The 17669-nt window shown below is 71.5% G+C and carries 18 protein-coding genes; 9 read left to right on the forward strand and 9 right to left on the reverse strand.

The features are described 5' to 3' along the window. Positions 1 to 153 precede the first annotated feature (153 nt). Positions 154 to 1239, reverse strand: coding sequence for an S-(hydroxymethyl)mycothiol dehydrogenase (locus tag MMA15_RS07215; RefSeq protein ID WP_241058270.1), 1086 nt, complete (start codon positions 1237 to 1239; stop codon positions 154 to 156). Positions 1240 to 1500: 261 nt separating this feature from the next. Between MMA15_RS07215 and MMA15_RS07220 the strand changes: the two genes are divergently transcribed. Both MMA15_RS07220 and MMA15_RS07225 read left to right on the forward strand, forming a co-directional pair. Then, positions 1501 to 2400, forward strand: a complete 900-nt coding sequence (locus tag MMA15_RS07220; RefSeq protein ID WP_241058271.1) for an HAD family acid phosphatase — start codon at positions 1501 to 1503, stop codon at positions 2398 to 2400. Between the two features lie 123 nt (positions 2401 to 2523). Then, positions 2524 to 3543 (forward strand): pyridoxal-phosphate dependent enzyme, encoded by a 1020-nt coding sequence (locus MMA15_RS07225; protein ID WP_241058272.1) that lies wholly within the window; start codon positions 2524 to 2526, stop codon positions 3541 to 3543. A 353-nt stretch (positions 3544 to 3896) separates the two neighbouring features. Here the strand turns inward: MMA15_RS07225 and MMA15_RS07230 are convergent, their stop codons facing one another. From MMA15_RS07230 to MMA15_RS07240, 3 genes are all read right to left on the reverse strand, one after another. Further along, entirely contained in the window at positions 3897 to 4169 is a 273-nt protein-coding gene (locus tag MMA15_RS07230) for a hypothetical protein (RefSeq protein ID WP_308290517.1), read from the reverse strand. Positions 4170 to 4311: 142 nt separating this feature from the next. Continuing rightward, entirely contained in the window at positions 4312 to 5292 is a 981-nt protein-coding gene (locus tag MMA15_RS07235; protein WP_241058273.1) for a ribonuclease Z, read from the reverse strand. Positions 5293 to 5331: 39 nt separating this feature from the next. After that, entirely contained in the window at positions 5332 to 5709 is a 378-nt protein-coding gene (locus tag MMA15_RS07240) for a histidine triad nucleotide-binding protein (protein WP_241058274.1), read from the reverse strand. A 303-nt stretch (positions 5710 to 6012) separates the two neighbouring features. Here MMA15_RS07240 and MMA15_RS07245 point away from each other — a divergent pair, with 303 nt between their 5' ends. Together MMA15_RS07245 and MMA15_RS27820 are read left to right on the forward strand one after the other, a co-directional pair. After that, a complete protein-coding gene (locus MMA15_RS07245; RefSeq protein WP_241058275.1) occupies positions 6013 to 6639 on the forward strand; it encodes a DUF5994 family protein in 627 nt (208 codons plus the stop codon). Next, positions 6636 to 6764 (forward strand): hypothetical protein, encoded by a 129-nt coding sequence (locus tag MMA15_RS27820; RefSeq protein WP_277400074.1) that lies wholly within the window; start codon positions 6636 to 6638, stop codon positions 6762 to 6764. The genes MMA15_RS07245 and MMA15_RS27820 overlap by 4 nt, the downstream gene beginning before the upstream one ends. A 75-nt stretch (positions 6765 to 6839) precedes the next feature. Here MMA15_RS27820 and MMA15_RS07250 read toward each other — a convergent pair whose 3' ends face one another. Then, positions 6840 to 7316: an SsgA family sporulation/cell division regulator gene (locus MMA15_RS07250; RefSeq protein ID WP_241058277.1), complete on the reverse strand. Its 477-nt coding sequence runs from the start codon at positions 7314 to 7316 to the stop codon at positions 6840 to 6842. A gap of 699 nt (positions 7317 to 8015) precedes the next feature. Here MMA15_RS07250 and MMA15_RS07255 point away from each other — a divergent pair. Together MMA15_RS07255 and MMA15_RS07260 are read left to right on the forward strand one after the other, a co-directional pair. Further along, entirely contained in the window at positions 8016 to 8666 is a 651-nt protein-coding gene (locus MMA15_RS07255) for a GAF and ANTAR domain-containing protein (RefSeq protein WP_241058278.1), read from the forward strand. Positions 8667 to 8745: 79 nt separating this feature from the next. After that, entirely contained in the window at positions 8746 to 9519 is a 774-nt protein-coding gene (locus tag MMA15_RS07260; RefSeq protein ID WP_308290518.1) for a GAF and ANTAR domain-containing protein, read from the forward strand. Positions 9520 to 9609: 90 nt separating this feature from the next. On the opposite strand, the gene MMA15_RS07265 is transcribed toward MMA15_RS07260, so the two are convergent. The 4 genes from MMA15_RS07265 to hrcA all read right to left on the reverse strand — a co-directional run bounded on the left by MMA15_RS07265 (position 9610) and on the right by hrcA (position 14270). Beyond that, entirely contained in the window at positions 9610 to 10440 is an 831-nt protein-coding gene (locus tag MMA15_RS07265) for a 16S rRNA (uracil(1498)-N(3))-methyltransferase (RefSeq protein WP_241058279.1), read from the reverse strand. Further along, positions 10437 to 11642, reverse strand: coding sequence for a nitronate monooxygenase (locus MMA15_RS07270; protein ID WP_241058280.1), 1206 nt, complete (start codon positions 11640 to 11642; stop codon positions 10437 to 10439). Before MMA15_RS07270 ends, MMA15_RS07265 begins: the two co-directional genes overlap by 4 nt. A gap of 474 nt (positions 11643 to 12116) precedes the next feature. Then, positions 12117 to 13253, reverse strand: coding sequence for a molecular chaperone DnaJ (gene dnaJ, locus MMA15_RS07275; RefSeq protein ID WP_241058281.1), 1137 nt, complete (start codon positions 13251 to 13253; stop codon positions 12117 to 12119). After that, positions 13254 to 14270, reverse strand: coding sequence for a heat-inducible transcriptional repressor HrcA (gene hrcA, locus MMA15_RS07280; RefSeq protein ID WP_241058282.1), 1017 nt, complete (start codon positions 14268 to 14270; stop codon positions 13254 to 13256). A gap of 234 nt (positions 14271 to 14504) precedes the next feature. Here hrcA and MMA15_RS07285 point away from each other — a divergent pair, with 234 nt between their 5' ends. The 3 genes from MMA15_RS07285 to hemW are packed head-to-tail and all read left to right on the forward strand — an operon-like array spanning position 14505 to position 17481. Next, positions 14505 to 15344, forward strand: a complete 840-nt coding sequence (locus MMA15_RS07285; RefSeq protein WP_241058283.1) for an MBL fold metallo-hydrolase — start codon at positions 14505 to 14507, stop codon at positions 15342 to 15344. Positions 15345 to 15355: 11 nt separating this feature from the next. After that, positions 15356 to 16198, forward strand: a complete 843-nt coding sequence (locus MMA15_RS07290) for a DUF3097 domain-containing protein (RefSeq protein ID WP_241058285.1) — start codon at positions 15356 to 15358, stop codon at positions 16196 to 16198. Between the two features lie 44 nt (positions 16199 to 16242). Next, positions 16243 to 17481, forward strand: coding sequence for a radical SAM family heme chaperone HemW (gene hemW / locus MMA15_RS07295; RefSeq protein ID WP_241058286.1), 1239 nt, complete (start codon positions 16243 to 16245; stop codon positions 17479 to 17481). Positions 17482 to 17669: the final 188 nt, after the last annotated feature.

Genomic DNA, 17669 nt, shown 5'->3' on the forward strand with positions numbered 1-17669 from the left:
GCGATCACTGCGCCAGGGTAATCGACCAGTAAAAGGAGCCTAGTCCCGGGGCAAAGCGAAGGTCCGGGCCGGGACGCCGCCGTCTCGTGCCCGGACCCGACGGTCACGCAGACGTGAACGCCCCGCGCCCCGCGCCCGCACCCGCGCCACTCGTCAGAACACCACCACCGACCGCAGCACGTCCCCCGCGTGCATGCGGTCGAAGGCGTGCTCCACCTCGTCCAGCGCGATCTTCTCGGTGACGAACTTCTCCAGATCCAGCCGCCCTTGGCGGTGGAGGTCGATCAGCATGGGGAAGTCGCGGGACGGCAGACAGTCGCCGTACCAGGAGGACTTGAGGGAGCCGCCGCGCCCGAAGACGTCCAGCAGCGGGAGTTCGAGGCGCATCTCCGGCGTCGGCACGCCGACCAGGACGACCGTCCCGGCCAGGTCACGTGCGTAGAAGGCCTGTCGGTACGTCTCGGGGCGGCCGACCGCCTCGATGACCACGTCCGCGCCGAAGCCGTCCGTCAGTTCGCGGATCGCCTCGACCGGGTCGGTCGAGCTGGAGTCGACGGTGTGGGTCGCGCCCATGGACTCCGCCTGCCGCAGCTTGCGTTCGTCGATGTCCACGGCGATCACCCGGGCCGCCCCGGCGAGCCGGGAACCGGCGATGGCCGCGTCGCCCACGCCGCCGCAGCCGATGACCGCGACGGAGTCGCCGCGCCCCACCTGGCCGGTGTTGATCGCGGCGCCGATCCCCGCCATCACGCCGCAGCCGAGCAGACCCGCGACCGCCGGGGACACCTCGGGGTCGACCTTGGTGCACTGACCCGACGCCACCAGCGTCTTCTCGGCGAAGGCTCCGATGCCGAGCGCCGGGGAGAGTTCCGTGCCGGAGGCGAGGGTCATGGGCTGACGGGCGTTGTGCGTGTCGAAGCAGTACCAGGGGCGTCCACGGCGGCAGGCACGGCAACGTCCGCACACCGCACGCCAGTTGAGGATCACGAAGTCGCCGGGCTCGACCTCCGTGGTGCCTTCGCCCACGGACTCCACGACGCCCGCGGCCTCATGGCCGAGGAGGAAGGGGAAGTCGTCGCTGATGCCGCCCTGCTTGTAGTGCAGATCGGTGTGGCAGACGCCGCACGCCTGCACCCGCACCACGGCCTCGCCGGGCCCGGGGTCGGGGACCACGACGGTCTCCACGCGCACCGGTTCGTCCTTGCCCGGCGCGATGACGCCGCGCACCTCCTGTGACATCCGGACCCTCCGTACTCGGCCCGCACCCACCCGTCGTGGGCGCGGATTGTCGGTTGCGCTCAACTCTGCCGCCCGGGAGGCGAACCGTCGACCATGCGGCGACGTGGGCGGGGTGTCGCGTTCGGCAAAGTTCAAGGCAAAGTTCCATCTCCGCGCGTAGAACCCCGGGCGGGCCTCTGTTAGCTTCCCCCTGCACCACGCCGAGACAAGGCCGCGGGCCCCGCCGCGGCCCGTACGACTTCTGGAGCTTTGGAGCCCCCCATGCCGCCGACCGAACAAGACACGAGCGCACGCACCAAGACGACGTTCCCCTGGGCGCTTTCGCGCGGGCGCCGCGCCGCGATCACCGCGCTCACCGTCACGGCCGTCCTCACCGGTACCGCCCTCTTCGGCGCGGGACAGGCGACGGCCGAGCGCTCCGCGCCGGGCACCGACCGCGAGATACCCAACATCGACAAGGTCAAGGAACAGATCGCCGACTACTACGGGGACATCGAGACCCCCGACGGCGAGCACTACGCGTCCCCGAAGAGCGACTACGCCAAGCAGGTGCGCGGCATCGCGGCCGACGCCCAGCGCGATCTGAAGCGCGCCATGGCCAAGGAGCACGAGAAGTCCGGGGATTCCGCGAAGTCCGGCGCCGGTGCGGCGGGGAGCGGCGGGTCCGGGCACGGGCACAAGCCGGCCATCGTCATGGACGTCGACGACACCACGCTGCTCACGTACAACTTCGAGCGGCAGATCGGCTACAACTTCGACCCGAAGCTTCAGGACGAGTATCTGCGCACCACGGACATGGACGCCGTCTTCGGCATGAAGAAGCTGGTCAACTGGGCGCACAGCAGCGGCATCACGGTCTTCTTCCTCACCGGCCGCGCCGAGCACCAGCGCGACTGGAGCGTGCGGAACCTGAAGAACGTCGGCTACAAGGCCCCCGTCGACGCCAAGCACTTCTACCTCAAGGACAAGGAGAACCCGCCGCCGTATCTGGAGTGCGGCTCGGACTGCACGACGGTCGAGTACAAGTCCGGCACGCGCAAGCACTTCGAGTCCGAGGGCTTCAGGATCCTCGCCAACTTCGGCGACCAGTTCAGCGACCTCAAGGGCGGCCACGCGGAGCGCACTTACAAGCTGCCCAACCCGATGTACTTCCTGCCGTAGGGACGTACGTACCTCCGCTTACGTCGTGCGCGCGGCCGTACGGAGGGGACGCACTCAAAGTCGCGGCCGCGGCGGGCGAGGATGTAGCTCCCTAGAAGCGCAGGAACGAGGTGCGAGACATCCATGAGCGGCATCCCGAGTACGGAAGACCGCGGGGCGGCGCCCGGCACCGAGCCGGTCACGCTCGCCGACGTACGTGACGCGGCCGACCGGCTGAAGGGGGCGGCGCACCGCACGCCGGTGCTCCGCTCCCGCACGCTGGACCGGCTGGTCGGCGCCGAAGTCCATCTGAAGTGCGAGAACTTCCAGCGGGTGGGGGCGTTCAAGTTCCGCGGCGCCTACAACGCCGTGTGCCGGCTGCCGTCCGCGCAGCTCGCGAACGGCGTCGCCGCCTACTCGTCGGGCAACCACGCGCAGGCCGTGGCGCTCGCCGCCCGCGAACTGGGCAGCAGGGCCGTCATCGTGATGCCGGAGGACAGCCCGCGCTCCAAGATCGACGCGACGGCCGACTACGGCGCGGAGATCGTCACCTACGACCGCTACACCGAGGACCGTGAGGCCATCGGCAGGCGGCTGGCCGAGGAACGGGGGCTTGCGCTCGTGCCGCCGTATGAGCATCCGCACATCATCGCGGGCCAGGGCACCGCGGCGCTGGAACTGCTGGAGGAGACCGGGGAGTTGGACGCCCTCGTCGTCCCGGTGGGCGGGGGCGGGCTGGCCGCCGGATCGGCGACCGCGGCGAAGGGGCTCCATCCGGAGATCCGTGTGATCGGGGTGGAGCCGGAGGCGGGCGACGACACACGCCGTTCCCTCGCGGCGGGACGCCGGGTCTCGCTGGAGGAGGTGCCGCGCACCATCGCCGACGGCCAAGCGGCCGTGACGCCCGGCGAGTTGACGTTCTCCGTCAACCGGCGGCTGCTGTCGGCCGTCGAGGTGGTGAGCGACGAGGAGATCCGTGCGGCGATGCGTCTCGCGTTCGAGCGGCTGAAGATCGTGATCGAGCCGAGCGGTGCGACGGGGGTCGCGGCGCTGCTCGCCGGGCGCATCGATCCGCTTCCGGCCCGGGTCGGGGTCGTGGTCTCGGGCGGCAACATCGGGATACGGCGATTCCTGGAGCTGATGCGCGAGGACGGCGACGGCTGAGCGGACCGTGGGCTCGTCAGGGGGCCACGCCCCTGGACGTGTCCGTGGCCGGTGCCCGGGACGCGTCCGTGGGGACGGCTGCCGAGTACGGGCCCTGAGCGGCGAGTTCGGGCCGCCCGCGCCGCCCCGGGCCGCCGGGAACGGCGAACGGCCGGCACCTGGGCAGGAGGTGCCGGCCGTTCCTTCTCGGCGAGCCGCCCTGTGCCGCCGAGGCCCATGGATGCGCCCGAGGGCGCGTAGGACTGGTCATCGGAGGATGGGACGGTGGCGGGGGCTCTTAAAGGGGACGTCGGTTGGTCACTCGGGGTTGCTCGGGACCTACGGGGTTTCCCGTGCCGCCCGAATCGCTCGGCTCACTGACAGCCGGCCGCCTGGAGGCGCTGCTGGATGTTGGCGATGACGGCCTCCCGGTTGGCGATTCTCGCCTCCGACTGCGCGTCGGGGTTGGCCTGTTGCGCGGCGATGAAGTTCTGGTTGTTCTTCAGTGCCTGCTCCAGACCGGCGCAGTTCTCCGTGGCCGCCTGGCTCGTGCTGACGGTCGCCGCTGCGATCCCGACCGCGAGAACGGCTGCTCCCACGCCCGCGGCGGCCTTGACCTTCAGACTGCTCTTACGTTTCCGGGACATTGGCTGCTCCAGTTCTGAGGGGAACTCCCCCACACCGGTTCCGAAGGTACGTACAAATCCCGGGCGTTGCAGAGTTGTTATCAGGGATCAGCAAGGAACTTGACGGGACCGCCCGGGACGTATGTGACGCACCGGTATGTACTCAGCGGGAGGGCCGCCGCTTGGGCACGGGGACGCGCATCACGTCCTCCGCGACCGTCAACTCCCCTTCGTAGCCCGCCCTTCGGGCCTGCCGGGCGAAGAGCGAGGCGTCCGTGTAGCGCTGTGAGAAGTGGGTGAGCACGAGGCTGCGTACGCCTGCCTCCGCCGCCGCGCGTCCGGCCTGGCCCGCCGTGAGATGTCCGTACTCCTCCGCCAGGGCGGCGTCCTCGTCGAGGAACGTGGCCTCGATGACGAGGAGGTCGCAGCCGCGGGCCAATTCGTGTACTCCGTCGCACATGCGGGTGTCCATGACGAACGCGAAGGACTGCCCCGGCCGGGGCTCGCTGACCTCCTCCAGGCGTACGCCGCGCAGTTCGCCCGTGCGCTTCAGCCTCGATACGTCGGGGCCGCGGATGCCGCGGGCCTCCAGCCGCTCCGGGAGCATGCGGCGCGAGCCGGGCTCGTCGAGGCGGTAGCCGTAGGTCTCCACGGGGTGGGAGAGCCGGTGCGCGAAGAGCGAGAAGGGAGGCCGCTCCTCCTCCGGCTCGGCGTCCGGCCCGCCTGCGGGGCCCGTACCCGACTCCGCGGCGCCGCCCGTGCCCGTCAACTCCCCCGCACCGGCGACCGGTCGGCGGCGCAGCCGCACCGTCTCCCGGTACGCCGTCGCATAGCAGAGCCGCTCGAAGAAGCGCTCGCCGCTCGCGGGGTAGTGCGCCGTGACGGTGTGCGGCACCCGGTCGAGATTGATGCGCTGAACGACACCGGCCAGCCCGAGCGAATGGTCGCCGTGGAAGTGCGTGACGCAGATACGCGTCAGATCGTGCGCCGAGACTCCGGCTCGCAGCATCTGGCGCTGCGTGCCCTCGCCGGGGTCGAAGAGGATGCCGTGGCCGTCCCAGAGCAGCACGTAGCCGTTGTGGTTGCGCTGCCGGGTCGGCACCTGGCTGGCGGTCCCCAGCACGACCAGTTCACGCGGCGACATCGCGGCGTCCGCTCCCTGTACGGGGGTCGGCTGCCGCGCTCAGCCGGGCGGCCAGTTGAAGCCGCGCCCGCCGAGGACGTGTGCGTGTGCGTGGAAGACCGTCTGGCCCGCGCCGGAGCCGGTGTTGAAGACGATGCGGTAACCGTTGCCCGGTCCGCCCGCCCCCGCGGTGATGTTCTCCGCGGCGGCGACCTCGCCCGCTTCGACCAGCACGTCCGCGGCGAGCTGCGGCTCGGCGGCGGCGAGGGAGGCGGCGTCGGGGTAGTGCGCCTTGGGGATCACGAGAACGTGCGTGGGCGCCTGCGGATTGATGTCGCGGAACGCGGTGATCGCCTGCGACTCGCGTACCACCGTCGCCGGCACCTCACCGGCGACGATCTTGCAGAACAGGCAGTCGGCCTGCGGTTCTCCAGCCATGCCGGGATGCTACCTGTGCTCGCCGCCGCCGCACCCTTCTGAACCACCGCGGACGCGGCCGGGGGGTGCGCAACGCGGGCCGCGGGTGCCCGCCGGGCCCGTGCGCTGTTCCGTACGGATCGCCGGTGCGCCGGATGAAGACGCCTGCGCGGTGCCGTCCGGCCGGTGGCCGTCCCCGCCGGCGGACGTCGCGGAGTACCGTCGACATACCGGGAGTTCTCCGTGTGCCGCTTCCTGTGCGGACACCGTTCCCGGCGATCGACGACACCGGGCCGCGTCACCGCCCGGAGGCAGGCGCACGTCATGAGCGTGACCGCAGACCGCGCACTGATGATCCACGAACCCTTCTCCCCGCCGCCGTTGCGCCTGGCGTTGAAGCCCGAAGGCGCCCCCGCAGGTCTCCTGGACGGAGCGTGGTGGCCCCACTCCCGCGATCTCCTGCGTGAACTCCCCGCCCTCACCGATGTGCTGGACCCCCTGTGGGGGCGCATCACGCGTATCGCAGTGAACCCCACGCACTGGCCGGTCGTACCGCGCAAGATTCCCGTCAACGGGCATGTGGTCAAGGCCGGGTGGTTCACCACCGAGCAGGACCGGCATCAGCTTCTGCTGCGCTCCTACCGCGTCGGCCGCTGGGACCTGCTGGTGATGCCGCCCCGGACGGCCGCCGCCGCGGCCGCCCGTCTCATGGCCGCCGCTACGGACAGCGCAGTGCACATGAGCGCGAGCGCGATCATCGCCGCGGACGAAGCCGCCCAGTCGGAGGAGAGCAGCCGGCGCGCCCGGGAAGAGGAGTGGGAGCCGGAAGGCGGTACCGTGCCCGCGCCCTCGGCCATGGCCGTCAACTCCGTTGTCAGCCACGCCGTTGTCAGCCACGCCGTGGCCGCCCGGCAGGGTCTCACCGCACCGGCCCGCTCCTTCGGGGCGTGAGGGGCTTGGACCCGCTCGTCGTCCACGGCGTCCTCTTCGTCGTGATCGCCTCCGCGGTCATCACCATCCGTGTCCTCACCATCAGGCGGTACGACCGGAAGCGAGCCGCATCCGGCCGGTACTGACCTCCGCCGGGCGAACCAGGCCCTCCCGCAGAGGTCTTCCAGATGCCGTGGCACGGGCCCGGCCGTGGGCCCGTGTCATCCGTCGGGCCCCGTTCCGTACAGCAGGTGCTGCGACAGCGCCTCGACGTCGAGGAAGTTCTCCTCGCTCCCGATCGGGACGAGCCGGCGGGTGCGCTTCAGCCATCCCGCGAGGGCACCGGCCGGCATCTCCACCAGTGCGTGGCCGTCCCGTGGTGCCAGGGAGAGGCAGCACACCGCGCGTTCATGGACCGGCCACACCAGCACGTCGCCCTCACCCACCGGCCCGTCCATCCCCGCGGTGAGCAGTTCGCGGGCGAAGACCCAGCTCACCGGTTCCCCTAAGCCCATGTCGAAGACGACGTGTACGGCGTAGGGGTCGTTCGAGCGGTAGGCGAAGCGGGCCGTGATCGGCACCGACAGTTCCGAGGACAGCCGCAGGAAGACTCCCAACCGGTCCTCCACGCCTGCGCCTTGGGGACGCCGCCCGCCGTCGGCCGCCCCGTCGTGCGGTTCTTCGCTGATTGCGGTCATGGTTGTCGCATCCTCATCTGACCTGCGTCTCCCGGCCTTCGAGGCCATGAGGAAACCTCACGGCACATGAGCGGTCACGGACAGTTAGGCGACGCGGCCTGCGTGTGCCGGCTGCTCTTCGGCGGGTGGAACCGCGGGAGTCCGGGCCGTAGACCGCAGGGCGGCCTCGATACGCGATCCTGGTGCGGGATTTCCGGCACTCCGGGGCGTAGCGGCCGCAATGCCGCAGGCATCGGTGCGAACGACCGGTCCGCGCAGGCCCCGTGCCCGTCGCCGGGGACCGAGGTCGGACGCGCACTGCCGGGCCGTGCCATGCCGGCACTTGCGTCACGAGGGCTGGTGTGAAAGCCGTCGGGGTCCGGGACGGTAAGCGGCATCGTATCCGCCGGGCTCCTGCCCGGTACAGCCTGACCACTGCCCTCTTGCTTATTTCCGCCTGATGTGCTTCCTATTCGGAGACATACTCCGGCCGCTGATGCTTCGGCGGTCTACGCTGGGGCGATTCTCACGGATCGCCCGCCCGCCCCGCCTACCGACGGCCAAGGCGACCGACACCAGGACAGCAGGACACCAGGACGCGACGGATGAGGAAGCGCATCACGCGGGTACTGTTGCCCGGCAAGCCCTCGCAGGCCCACCGCGAAGGCCCGGACGCTCAACCAGACCGGCAAGAGACGAGCGACAGTGACCAGTGAGCCCATGGCGGCAGTCATTGCGCGCATCACCTCGAACAGCGACCTGACCAGTGCGCTCGCCGACAGGGCCGCGACCGTGGCAGGCGTCAGCGGCCTTGGCGCGGTCCTGACCACCTCGGCGGGGACCACCGAGAGCTTCTGGTCCGCCGGGGCGACCGACAAGGCCTTGCAGGACCTCCAGTTGACGCTGGGAGAGGGCCCCTCCGTGGACGCCGCACGGCACGGCGTCCTGGTGCTCGAACCAGACCTGGCCGAGACGCCGGACGCCCGCTGGCCGGCCTTCGCCGGTGCCGCCGCCGAACTCGGGGTGTGCGCACTGTTCGCGTTCCCGCTGCGGATCGGGGCGATCGGCCTCGGGGTGCTGCTGCTGCACCGTGACTCGCCGGGCTCGATGAGCAACACTCAGATCCGTGACGCACTGGTCCTCACCGACGCCCTGACCTCGCGTCTGCTACGGCTGTTCGTCGACGGCGAGTTCGTCGTCCTGCGTAACACGGTGCACCAGGCGACCGGGATGCTCGCGGTACAACTGGGCATCAGCCTCGACGAGGCACTCGTCCGGCTGCGTGGCCACGCCTTCGGCAGCAACCGTCCCATCGACGAGGTCGCTGCGGACGTCGTGGCGCACAGACTGGATCTCACGGACAGCCCATGACGAACCCCGACTCACCCCGGCGTACGGACGACGACAGCTTCACCACCCGGCGAGCCGGGCGTGCAATGGAGGAAGACGCATGATGCGCGAGCAACAACTGGCCGCGGTGTTCGTGGAGTTGGCCGACACTCTCGTCGACGACTTCGACGTCATAGATTTCCTGCACACCCTGGCCCACCGCTGTGTGGAACTGCTCGACGTGCATGCTGCCGGAATCATGCTCGGTGACCACCACGGCCGGCTGCGGTCGGCCGCGGCCTCCTCGGAACACGCGCGCCTCCTGGACCTGTTCGAGTGCCAGACCGAGGCCGGACCCAGCGCGGACTGCTTCCGCAGCGGAGAGCCGGTCATCAACGCCGATCTCGAGAGCGCACGCTGGCCGCGCCTCGACGAGGCCGCCCGCGAGGTCGGCTTCGCCTCGCTCCACGCACTTCCGCTGCGTCTGCGCGGCGAGGTCATCGGCGTCCTGAACCTCTTCCACCGAGAGCGCCGGACGCTGAGCGACACCGACATGCACGTCGGTCAGGCGCTCGCGGACGTCTCCACCATCAGCATCCTCTCCCAGCGCAGTCTCCGGGAGAGCGAGATCCTCGCAAGCCAGCTACAGAACGCCCTGACCAGCAGGACCACGATCGAGCAGGCCAAGGGGATGCTGTCGGCGCGGCTCGATATTCCGATGGACGAGGCGTTCACGACGCTCCGGGACCACGCACGGGCCCATCGCGAGCAACTGTCCGCCCTCGCCCGGCGGATCACCGAGGGCGATGAAGCGCTCTTCTCCGAGCTGGCGGGCAGCGGTGCGGCACAGCCCTCAGCCACGAACACACGCGCACAACCGCCGGGCACCGACTGAGCCGTCCGCGTTCCGAAGGCTGGACGCCGCAGCCCCGTGCCGCCCGCGCTCCGGCCGGAGCGGATCAGCGGCCGGCGCCTGCGCCGCGTCTCAGTCCCAGCGGCCCGTACGCCCCAGCAGCAGCGCCGTCGCCGCCGTACCGGCCGTGGACGTACGCAGCACGCTGGGCCCCAGCCTGCACAACCGCGCACCGGCATCGGTGAAGATCTCCGACTCCTGCGGGGAGACGCCGCCTTCAGGTCCGACGACGGCCACGATGCCGCCGTCGCGCGGGAGTCGGGCGGTGGCCAGCGGCAGTTCGCCCTCCTCGTGGAGTACGACGCCCAGGTGCGCGTCTCTCAGCAACTCGGCGACGTCCGCCGTGGAAGCGAGCGGCGCGACCTCGGGGAAACGCAGCCGCCGCGACTGCTTACCCGCCTCCCGCGCCGTCGAGCGCCACTTGGCGAGCGACTTCTGACCGCGCTCGCCTCTCCACTGCGTCACACAACGGGCCGCCGCCCAGGGCACGATGACATCGGCGCCGGTCTCCGTCATGGTCTCCACGGCGAGTTCGCCCCGGTCGCCCTTCGGCAGCGCCTGTACGACGGTGATGCGGGGCCGCGGCTCGGGCTCGGTGAGTACGGAGGTGACGGCGACCTCCAGGCGGTCCTTGCCGGAGACGGCCCGCACCGTGCCGTACGCGCCCGTGCCCGCGCCGTCCGTGAGCACGACGTCCTCGCCCGGTCGCAGTCTCCGTACCGAGACGGCGTGGCGCCCCTCGGGGCCTTCGAGCACGACGGTGCCATGGCCGCCGGGGCCCTCCCGCCCGTCGCGGCCGCCGTCCCTGCCGCCGGAGTCGCCGTCCCTGCCGTCGGAGTCGCCGTGTTCGCGTACCGCGTCCGCGAGTTGACCGGTGTCCGCCAGGAAGACGGGAGCGGTCATGCGGAGCCGCCCGCGCCGCCCGACGGGTCGGCAGCGCTCCCGTGCCCGGCTCCGGAGGCGGCTCCGGCGCCGCTCGCCGCACCGCCTCCGCCCGTGCCGATGTCGCCGCCCGTACCGGGTCCCGTGAACTTCGCGAGCCTCTCCCGTGCCATCGCCAACTCCGTGACCAGCACGTCCATGAGCTGCGCTGCGGGCAGATCACGGGCGAGACGGTGGCCCTGCCCCGCCCACAGCGCCATGCCCTGCCAGTCCTTGGCCTTGGCCGCCGCCTTGCGTACCCCGGCGGTCAGATGGTGCACCTGTGGGTACGCGGCGGGAGCGTAAGGCCCGTGCTCGCGCAGGAAACGGTTGACGAGCGCACGCCCGGGGCGGCCCGTGAAGGCGCGCGTCAACTCCGTACGCGCGAACAGGGGGTTGGTCATCGCCTGCTTGTGCAGCAGGTCGGCCCCCGACTCGGGGCACACCAGGAACGCCGTGCCCAACTGCGCCGCGCTGGCGCCCGCCGCCAGCACCGCCGCGATCTGCTTGCCGCGCATCATCCCGCCCGCGGCGATCACCGGCAGCCGCACCGCCTCCTTGACCTGCGTCAGCAGCGGCAGCAGCGCGAGACCGCTGCTGGTGCCGTCGGCCTGCGGATCGTCGCGGTGAGTGCTCTGGTGACCGCCGGCTTCGATGCCCTGCACGCACACCGCGTCCGCCCCCGACTGCTCCGCGAGCAGCGCCTCGGAGACGGAGGTGACGGTGACGACGGTGAGTGTGCCGCGCTTGGTGAACCGCTCCAGCACATGCCGGGTCGGGCATCCGAAGGTGAACGACACAAGCGGCACGGGATCGTCGAAGAGTATGGCGAGCTTGGCCTCGTAGGCGTCGTCGGTGGTGTGGTCGGTCTCGCCCAGCTCCGTCTCGTACCACATCGCCTCGCCCGCGAGCTGGGCGCGGTAGCGCTCCACGGCGCCGGAGTCGGCGTTGTCAGGCTGCGGCATGAACAGATTGACGCCGAAGGGGCGTTGGGTCTGGCCACGCAGCCGCTTGATCTCCTCGTACATCGCCTCGGGCGTCTTGTAGCCCGCGGCGAGGAAGCCCAGGCCGCCCGCTTCGCTCACGGCACCGGCCAGCTCCGGGCACGAAGGCCCGCCCGCCATGGGGGCCTGCACAATCGGGTGCTCCGTCAGTTCGGGGAGCGGGATCGGCGACGAGGGCATGTGCACATCCTGTCACGCGGCGTACGGGCGCCAGGGTCCGGACCGGCTCTGGGGCGGACGGGACCGGGACGGACGGGGTCAGGAGAGCGGATCGAAGGACATGACGGATGTCACGGACTCGATGGGCTCTGCATCCGTTCGACCGGCACCGGTCGACCGGCATCCGTTCGACCGGCCGGGGGCCGGTGCGGCAGCGGCCCGGCGAGTACGAGCGCGGGAAGTACGGCTGAGGGTACGAGTGCGGGTACCGCCGGTACGACTGCCGGTGCCGTGAACTCCTCGGCCCCGCAAGGCCGTTGAGCCAAAGGCCCCGCCGGACCCGGCGACTCGGGTGATTCCGGTGCCGGTTCGGTGCGGGTTCGGTGACGGGCCCGGTGGCCGGGTCATCCGGTGGGCCGGGTCGTCCGGTGGAGCGGCCCCGTCGATCGGGACCAGCGGCGTGTGAATCGGCGGCCCCGGTCGACGCCCGTCGTCTCAGCGCCCGTTGAACGCGTCCTTCAGCCGGGAGAACAGCCCCTGCTGACCGGGCTGGAACTGGCCCGTCGGCCGCTCCTCGCCCCGCATCTCCGCCAGCCGCCGCAGCAACTCCTCCTGCTCCGGCTCCAGATTCGACGGTGTCGTCACCTCTACGTGGACGATCAACTGGCCGCGCCCGCCGCCCCGCAGATGCGTGACGCCGCGCTCGTGCAGCGGGATCGACTGCCCGGACTGGGTCCCGGGTCTGATGTCGACCTCCTCCATGCCGTCCAGGGTCTCCAGCGGCACCTTCGTGCCGAGGGCGGCGGCCGTCATCGGGATCGTGACCGTGCAGTGCAGATCGTCGCCGCGGCGCTGGAAGACGGGGTGCGCCGTCTCGTGGATCTCGACGTAGAGATCGCCGGCGGGGCCGCCTCCCGGGCCGACCTCGCCCTCTCCCGCGAGCTGGATGCGGGTGCCGTTGTCGACGCCGGCGGGGATCTTCACCGTGAGGCTGCGGCGGGAGCGGACGCGTCCGTCGCCCGCGCACTCCGGGCAGGGCGTGGGCACGACCGTGCCGAAGCCCTGGCACTGCGGGCAGGGCCGCGACGTCATGACCTGCCCCAGGAAGGAGCGCGTGACCTGGGAGACCTCTCCCCTGCCGCGGCACATGTCGCAGGTCTGCGCGGAGGTGCCGGGGGCTGCGCCCTCGCCGTTGCAGGTGTTGCAGACGATGGCCGTGTCGACCTGGATGTCCTTGGTCGTGCCGAACGCGGACTCGTTCAGCTCGATGTCGAGCCGGATCATGGCGTCCTGGCCGCGGCGCGTACGGGACCTCGGCCCGCGCTGCGAGGCGGTGCCGAAGAAGGCGTCCATGATGTCGGAGAAGTTGCCGAAGCCGCCCGCGCCGCCGAAGCCGCCGCCTCCGCCCGCGGCACCGGCCGCCGGGTCGCCGCCGAGGTCGTAGACCTGCTTCTTCTGCGGGTCGGAGAGGATCTCGTAGGCGGTGTTGATCTCCTTGAACCGCTCCTGCGTCTTCGGGTCGGGGTTGACGTCAGGGTGCAGCTCGCGCGCAAGCCTGCGGAAGGCCTTCTTGATGTCGTCCTGCGAGGCGTCGCGCTGCACGCCGAGGACCGCGTAGTAGTCCGTCGCCACTTACGACTCCGCGAGGATCTGTCCGACGTACCGTGCCACTGCGCGTACCGCTCCCATCGTTCCGGGGTAGTCCATGCGGGTCGGTCCGACCACGCCGAGCTTGGCGACTGCTTCGTCGCCCGAACCGTAGCCGACCGAAACCACCGATGTGGAACTCAGTCCTTCGTGGGCGTTCTCATGCCCGATCCGTACGGTCATGCCGGGGTCCTTCGCTTCCCCGAGCAGCTTCAGCAGCACGACCTGCTCCTCCAGCGCCTCCAGCACGGGGCGGATGGTGAGCGGGAAGTCGTGCCCGAAGCGGGTGAGGTTGGAGGTGCCGCCGATGATCAGGCGCTCCTCGGTCTCCTCGACGAGGGTCTCCAGCAGGGTGGCCAGCACCGTCGAGACCGTGCCGCGGTCGTCGCCCTCGAAGGCGTCCGGCAGGTCCTGCACGAGCGAGGGCACCTCGGTGAAGCGCTCGCCCACCACACGGCTGTTGAGCCGGGCGCGCAGATCGGCCAGCGCGGAGTCCCCGATGGGCGACTGGCAGTCGATCAGCCGCTGCTCGACCCGCCCGGTGTCGGTGATCAGCACCAGCATCAGACGGGCGGGCGCGAGGGAGAGCAGCTCCACGTGGCGCACCGTCGACCGCGTCAGCGAGGGGTACTGCACGACGGCGACCTGGCGGGTGAGCTGCGCCAGCAGCCGCACCGTGCGCCCCACGACGTCGTCCAGGTCGACCGCGCCCTCCAGGAAGTTCTGGATCGCGCGGCGCTCGGGGGGCGACAGCGGCTTGACGCCCGCCAGCTTGTCCACGAAGAGGCGGTAGCCCTTGTCGGTGGGGATGCGCCCGGCGCTGGTGTGCGGCTGCGCGATATAGCCCTCGTCCTCCAGCGCGGCCATGTCGTTGCGCACCGTGGCCGGGGAGACCTGGAGGTTGTGCCGCTCCGTGAGCGCCTTGGAGCCGACGGGCTCCTCGGTGCCCACGTAGTCCTGGACGATCGCGCGCAGCACTTCGAGTCTGCGTTCACTCAGCATCGCGCACCTCCCGTCCGGCTTCGGCTGCCCGTGTCTGCGACTGCTTCAAGGGGGCGCCGGCGACTGTGACTTCCCCGTCGTCCCCGTCGTCCCGACTCCCTGGCACTCTCGCCGATGGAGTGCCAGAACCTCCGGCTAAGTGTACGGCCGGTTGCCGTGGCGTGGGCAAGAGCCGTAGGTACCGACGGTATCGCGGGGGCGCGATGCGGCGGTACGTCCCAGTAACGTCTTCGCATGGCCGGGAGCGGGGACGTACACGGGGAAGCACACGAAGAGGTGCTCGGTGAGGGAGACGGCGGGGACCGGTGGGAGGAGTTGGCGCCCGGCATCACGCGGCGCAGGCTGCCCCGCTGGGACGCCACGGTGGGCGGGGTCGACATCGGGACCGGGGTGCTGGTCGTCGACACCGGTTCGGGCGTCGCGGAAGGCGCCCGTGTCCGCGACGATCTGGCGGCCCTCTTCGGGCGCCCCGTGACACATGTCGCACTCACCCACTCCCACTTCGACCATGTACTCGGCACCGCTGCCTTCGACGGCGCCGAGGTGTACGGGGCGGAGGGCCTGGCCGGTCATCTCGGGGACGGGCGCGAGGAGTTGCGGCTGGACGCGGTGCGGCACGGGATGGCCAAAGGCCCGGCGGCGGAGGCGTCGGCGCGGCTCGTGCCGCCGCACCACGGCGTGACCGGGCGGCTCACGGCGGCGTCCGGCGAGCGCACGGTGCGGCTGGTGAACATGGGCCCGGCGCACAGCCCCTACGACATGGCCGTGATCGTCGACGTCGACGAGGGCCGTGCGGGCGAGGACCGTGAAGAACGTGAGGACCGTATCGGCGGGGGCGGCGCGGGCACGGCCGTGCGGAGGCGGGTCGTCTTCTGCGGCGATCTCGTCGAGGAGTCGGGGGAGCCGCAGGCGGGCCCGGACGCGAGCCCGTCGCACTGGCCGGGCGCACTGGACCGGCTGCTGGCGCTCGGCGGCGAGGACGCGCTGTATGTGCCGGGCCACGGGGCCGTCGTCGGTGCGGACTTCGTACGTGCCCAACGGGACGTCCTGGCACGCCGGTTCGGAGGGTCGTGAAGAATGCCGCCATGCGCAGCCGCTCTTACGACCCCGATCTGACCCCGCCGTGGAAGCGGCGGCGGCCGGTGCCCGAGGTGCCCGCCGACCCCGATCTGGTGGTGGAGGAGATCACCACCGGCTTCTGCGGGGCCGTCATCCGTACGGAGAAGACCGCGGAGGGCCCCACGGTCACCCTGGAGGACCGGTTCGGCAAGCACCGCGTCTTCCCCATGGGGCCGGGCGGTTTCCTGCTGGAGGGGAGGACGGTCACGCTCGTACGGCCCTCGCAGGGGGCGGCCGGTGCGGCGAGCGGGGCGGCGCCGCAGCGGACGGCTTCCGGTTCCATCGCCGTCCCGGGAGCGAGGGCGCGGGTGGCACGCGCGGGCCGCATCTATGTGGAGGGCCGCCATGACGCCGAACTCGTGGAGAAGGTCTGGGGCGACGATCTGCGCGTCGAGGGCGTGGTCGTGGAGTATCTGGAGGGCGTGGACGACCTGCCCGCCGTCGTCGCGGACTTCCGTCCCGGCCCGGACGCCCGGCTCGGGGTGCTCGTCGACCATCTGGTGCCGGGTTCGAAGGAGTCCCGTATCGCGGCCGAGGTCACCGATGAGCACGTGCTGGTCGTCGGCCATCCCTACGTCGACGTCTGGGAGGCCGTGAAGCCCTCGTCGGTGGGGATCGCCGCCTGGCCGCGGGTGCCGCACGGCCAGGACTGGAAGACGGGCGTGTGCCGGGCGCTGGGCTGGCCGGAGAACACCGGCGCGGCATGGCAGCGGATCCTGGGCCGCGTACGCGACTACCGGGATCTGGAGCCGGAGCTGCTGGGCCGGGTGGAACAGCTCATCGACCATGTGACGGTGGGGTTCTCGTAGGGCGCCCCAGGGGGTGACGTCCCGCATCGCGGACAATGGGACGCATGCCCTCCGCACTGCCCGACGGCGATCCCGTGCCCGAAAGCGGCTCGCTGCCGCCCGACGCCCTCACGGGCCGTGACTCGCGCCCGCTCGGCTTCTATCTGCATGTGCCCTACTGCGCGACCCGCTGCGGCTACTGCGACTTCAACACCTACACCTCCGACGAGCTGCGCGGCTCCGGCGGGGTGCTCGCCTCGCGGGAGAACTACGCGGGCACGCTCGCCGACGAGATCCGCCTCGCCCGCAAGGTGCTCGGCGACGACCCGCGCAGCGCCGCCACGGTCTTCGTCGGCGGCGGCACCCCCACGCTGCTGCCGCCCGAGGACCTCGGCTCGATGCTCGCGGCCGTACGCGACGAGTTCGGGCTCGCGAAGGACGCCGAGGTGACGACGGAGGCCAACCCCGAGTCCGTCGACGGGCGTTATCTGGAGCGGCTGCGCGAGGCGGGCTTCAACCGGATCTCCTTCGGGATGCAGAGCGCACGACCGCACGTACTGCGCGTACTGGACCGCAACCACACCCCCGGGCGGCCCGAGGCCTGCGTGGCTCAGGCCCGCGCCGCGGGCTTCGCCCACGTCAACCTCGATCTGATCTACGGCACGCCGGGCGAGAGCGACGACGACTGGCGCGCATCCCTACAGGCGGCGATCGCGGCGGGACCGGACCACATCTCCGCCTACGCCCTCATCGTCGAGGACGGCACACGGCTCGCCCGCCGCATCCGCCGCGGCGAGGTGCCCCCTACGGACGACGACGTGCACGCGGACCGCTATGTCATCGCCGACGAACTGCTCACGGCGGCGGGCATGGACTGGTACGAGGTCTCCAACTGGGCGTCCGCGTCGGACGGTTCGGCCCGCTGCCGCCACAACGAGCTGTACTGGACGGGAGCCGACTGGTGGGGCGCGGGGCCCGGTGCGCACTCCCACGTGGGAGGCGTCCGCTGGTGGAACGTGAAGCATCCGGCCGCCTACGCCCAGGCCCTCGCCGAGGGCCGCTCCCCCGGCGCCGGGCGCGAGGTGCTGGCGGCGGAGGACCGCCGCGTCGAACGCATCCTGCTGGAACTGCGCCTCGCGGCGGGATGCCCGCTCGCTGTGCTGACCCCCGTGGGCAGGGCCGCGGCCAGGCGCGCACTCGACGACGGTCTGCTGGAGCCCGGTCCCTACGAGGAGGGACGCGCGGTGCTGACGCTGCGCGGAAGGCTGCTGGCCGACGCGGTGGTACGGGACCTGGTCGACTGAGCGGGAGCCGGTGGCGGCGGGGCCCGGGCCCGGGGCACACGCGGCACCGGGTCCGCGCGGCACGGCCGCCTCGCCGTCCCGTACACGACCGGGATGTTGAACTGCGGCCCGGTTGAACAGCCGCCCGGGTCGAACTGCCGCCCGGCAGGGGCAGGTCGGCGATCGGAGACCTGGGACCGCGGCCCGGC

Source organism: Streptomyces marispadix (assembly GCF_022524345.1).
Lineage (GTDB): Bacteria > Actinomycetota > Actinomycetes > Streptomycetales > Streptomycetaceae > Streptomyces > Streptomyces marispadix.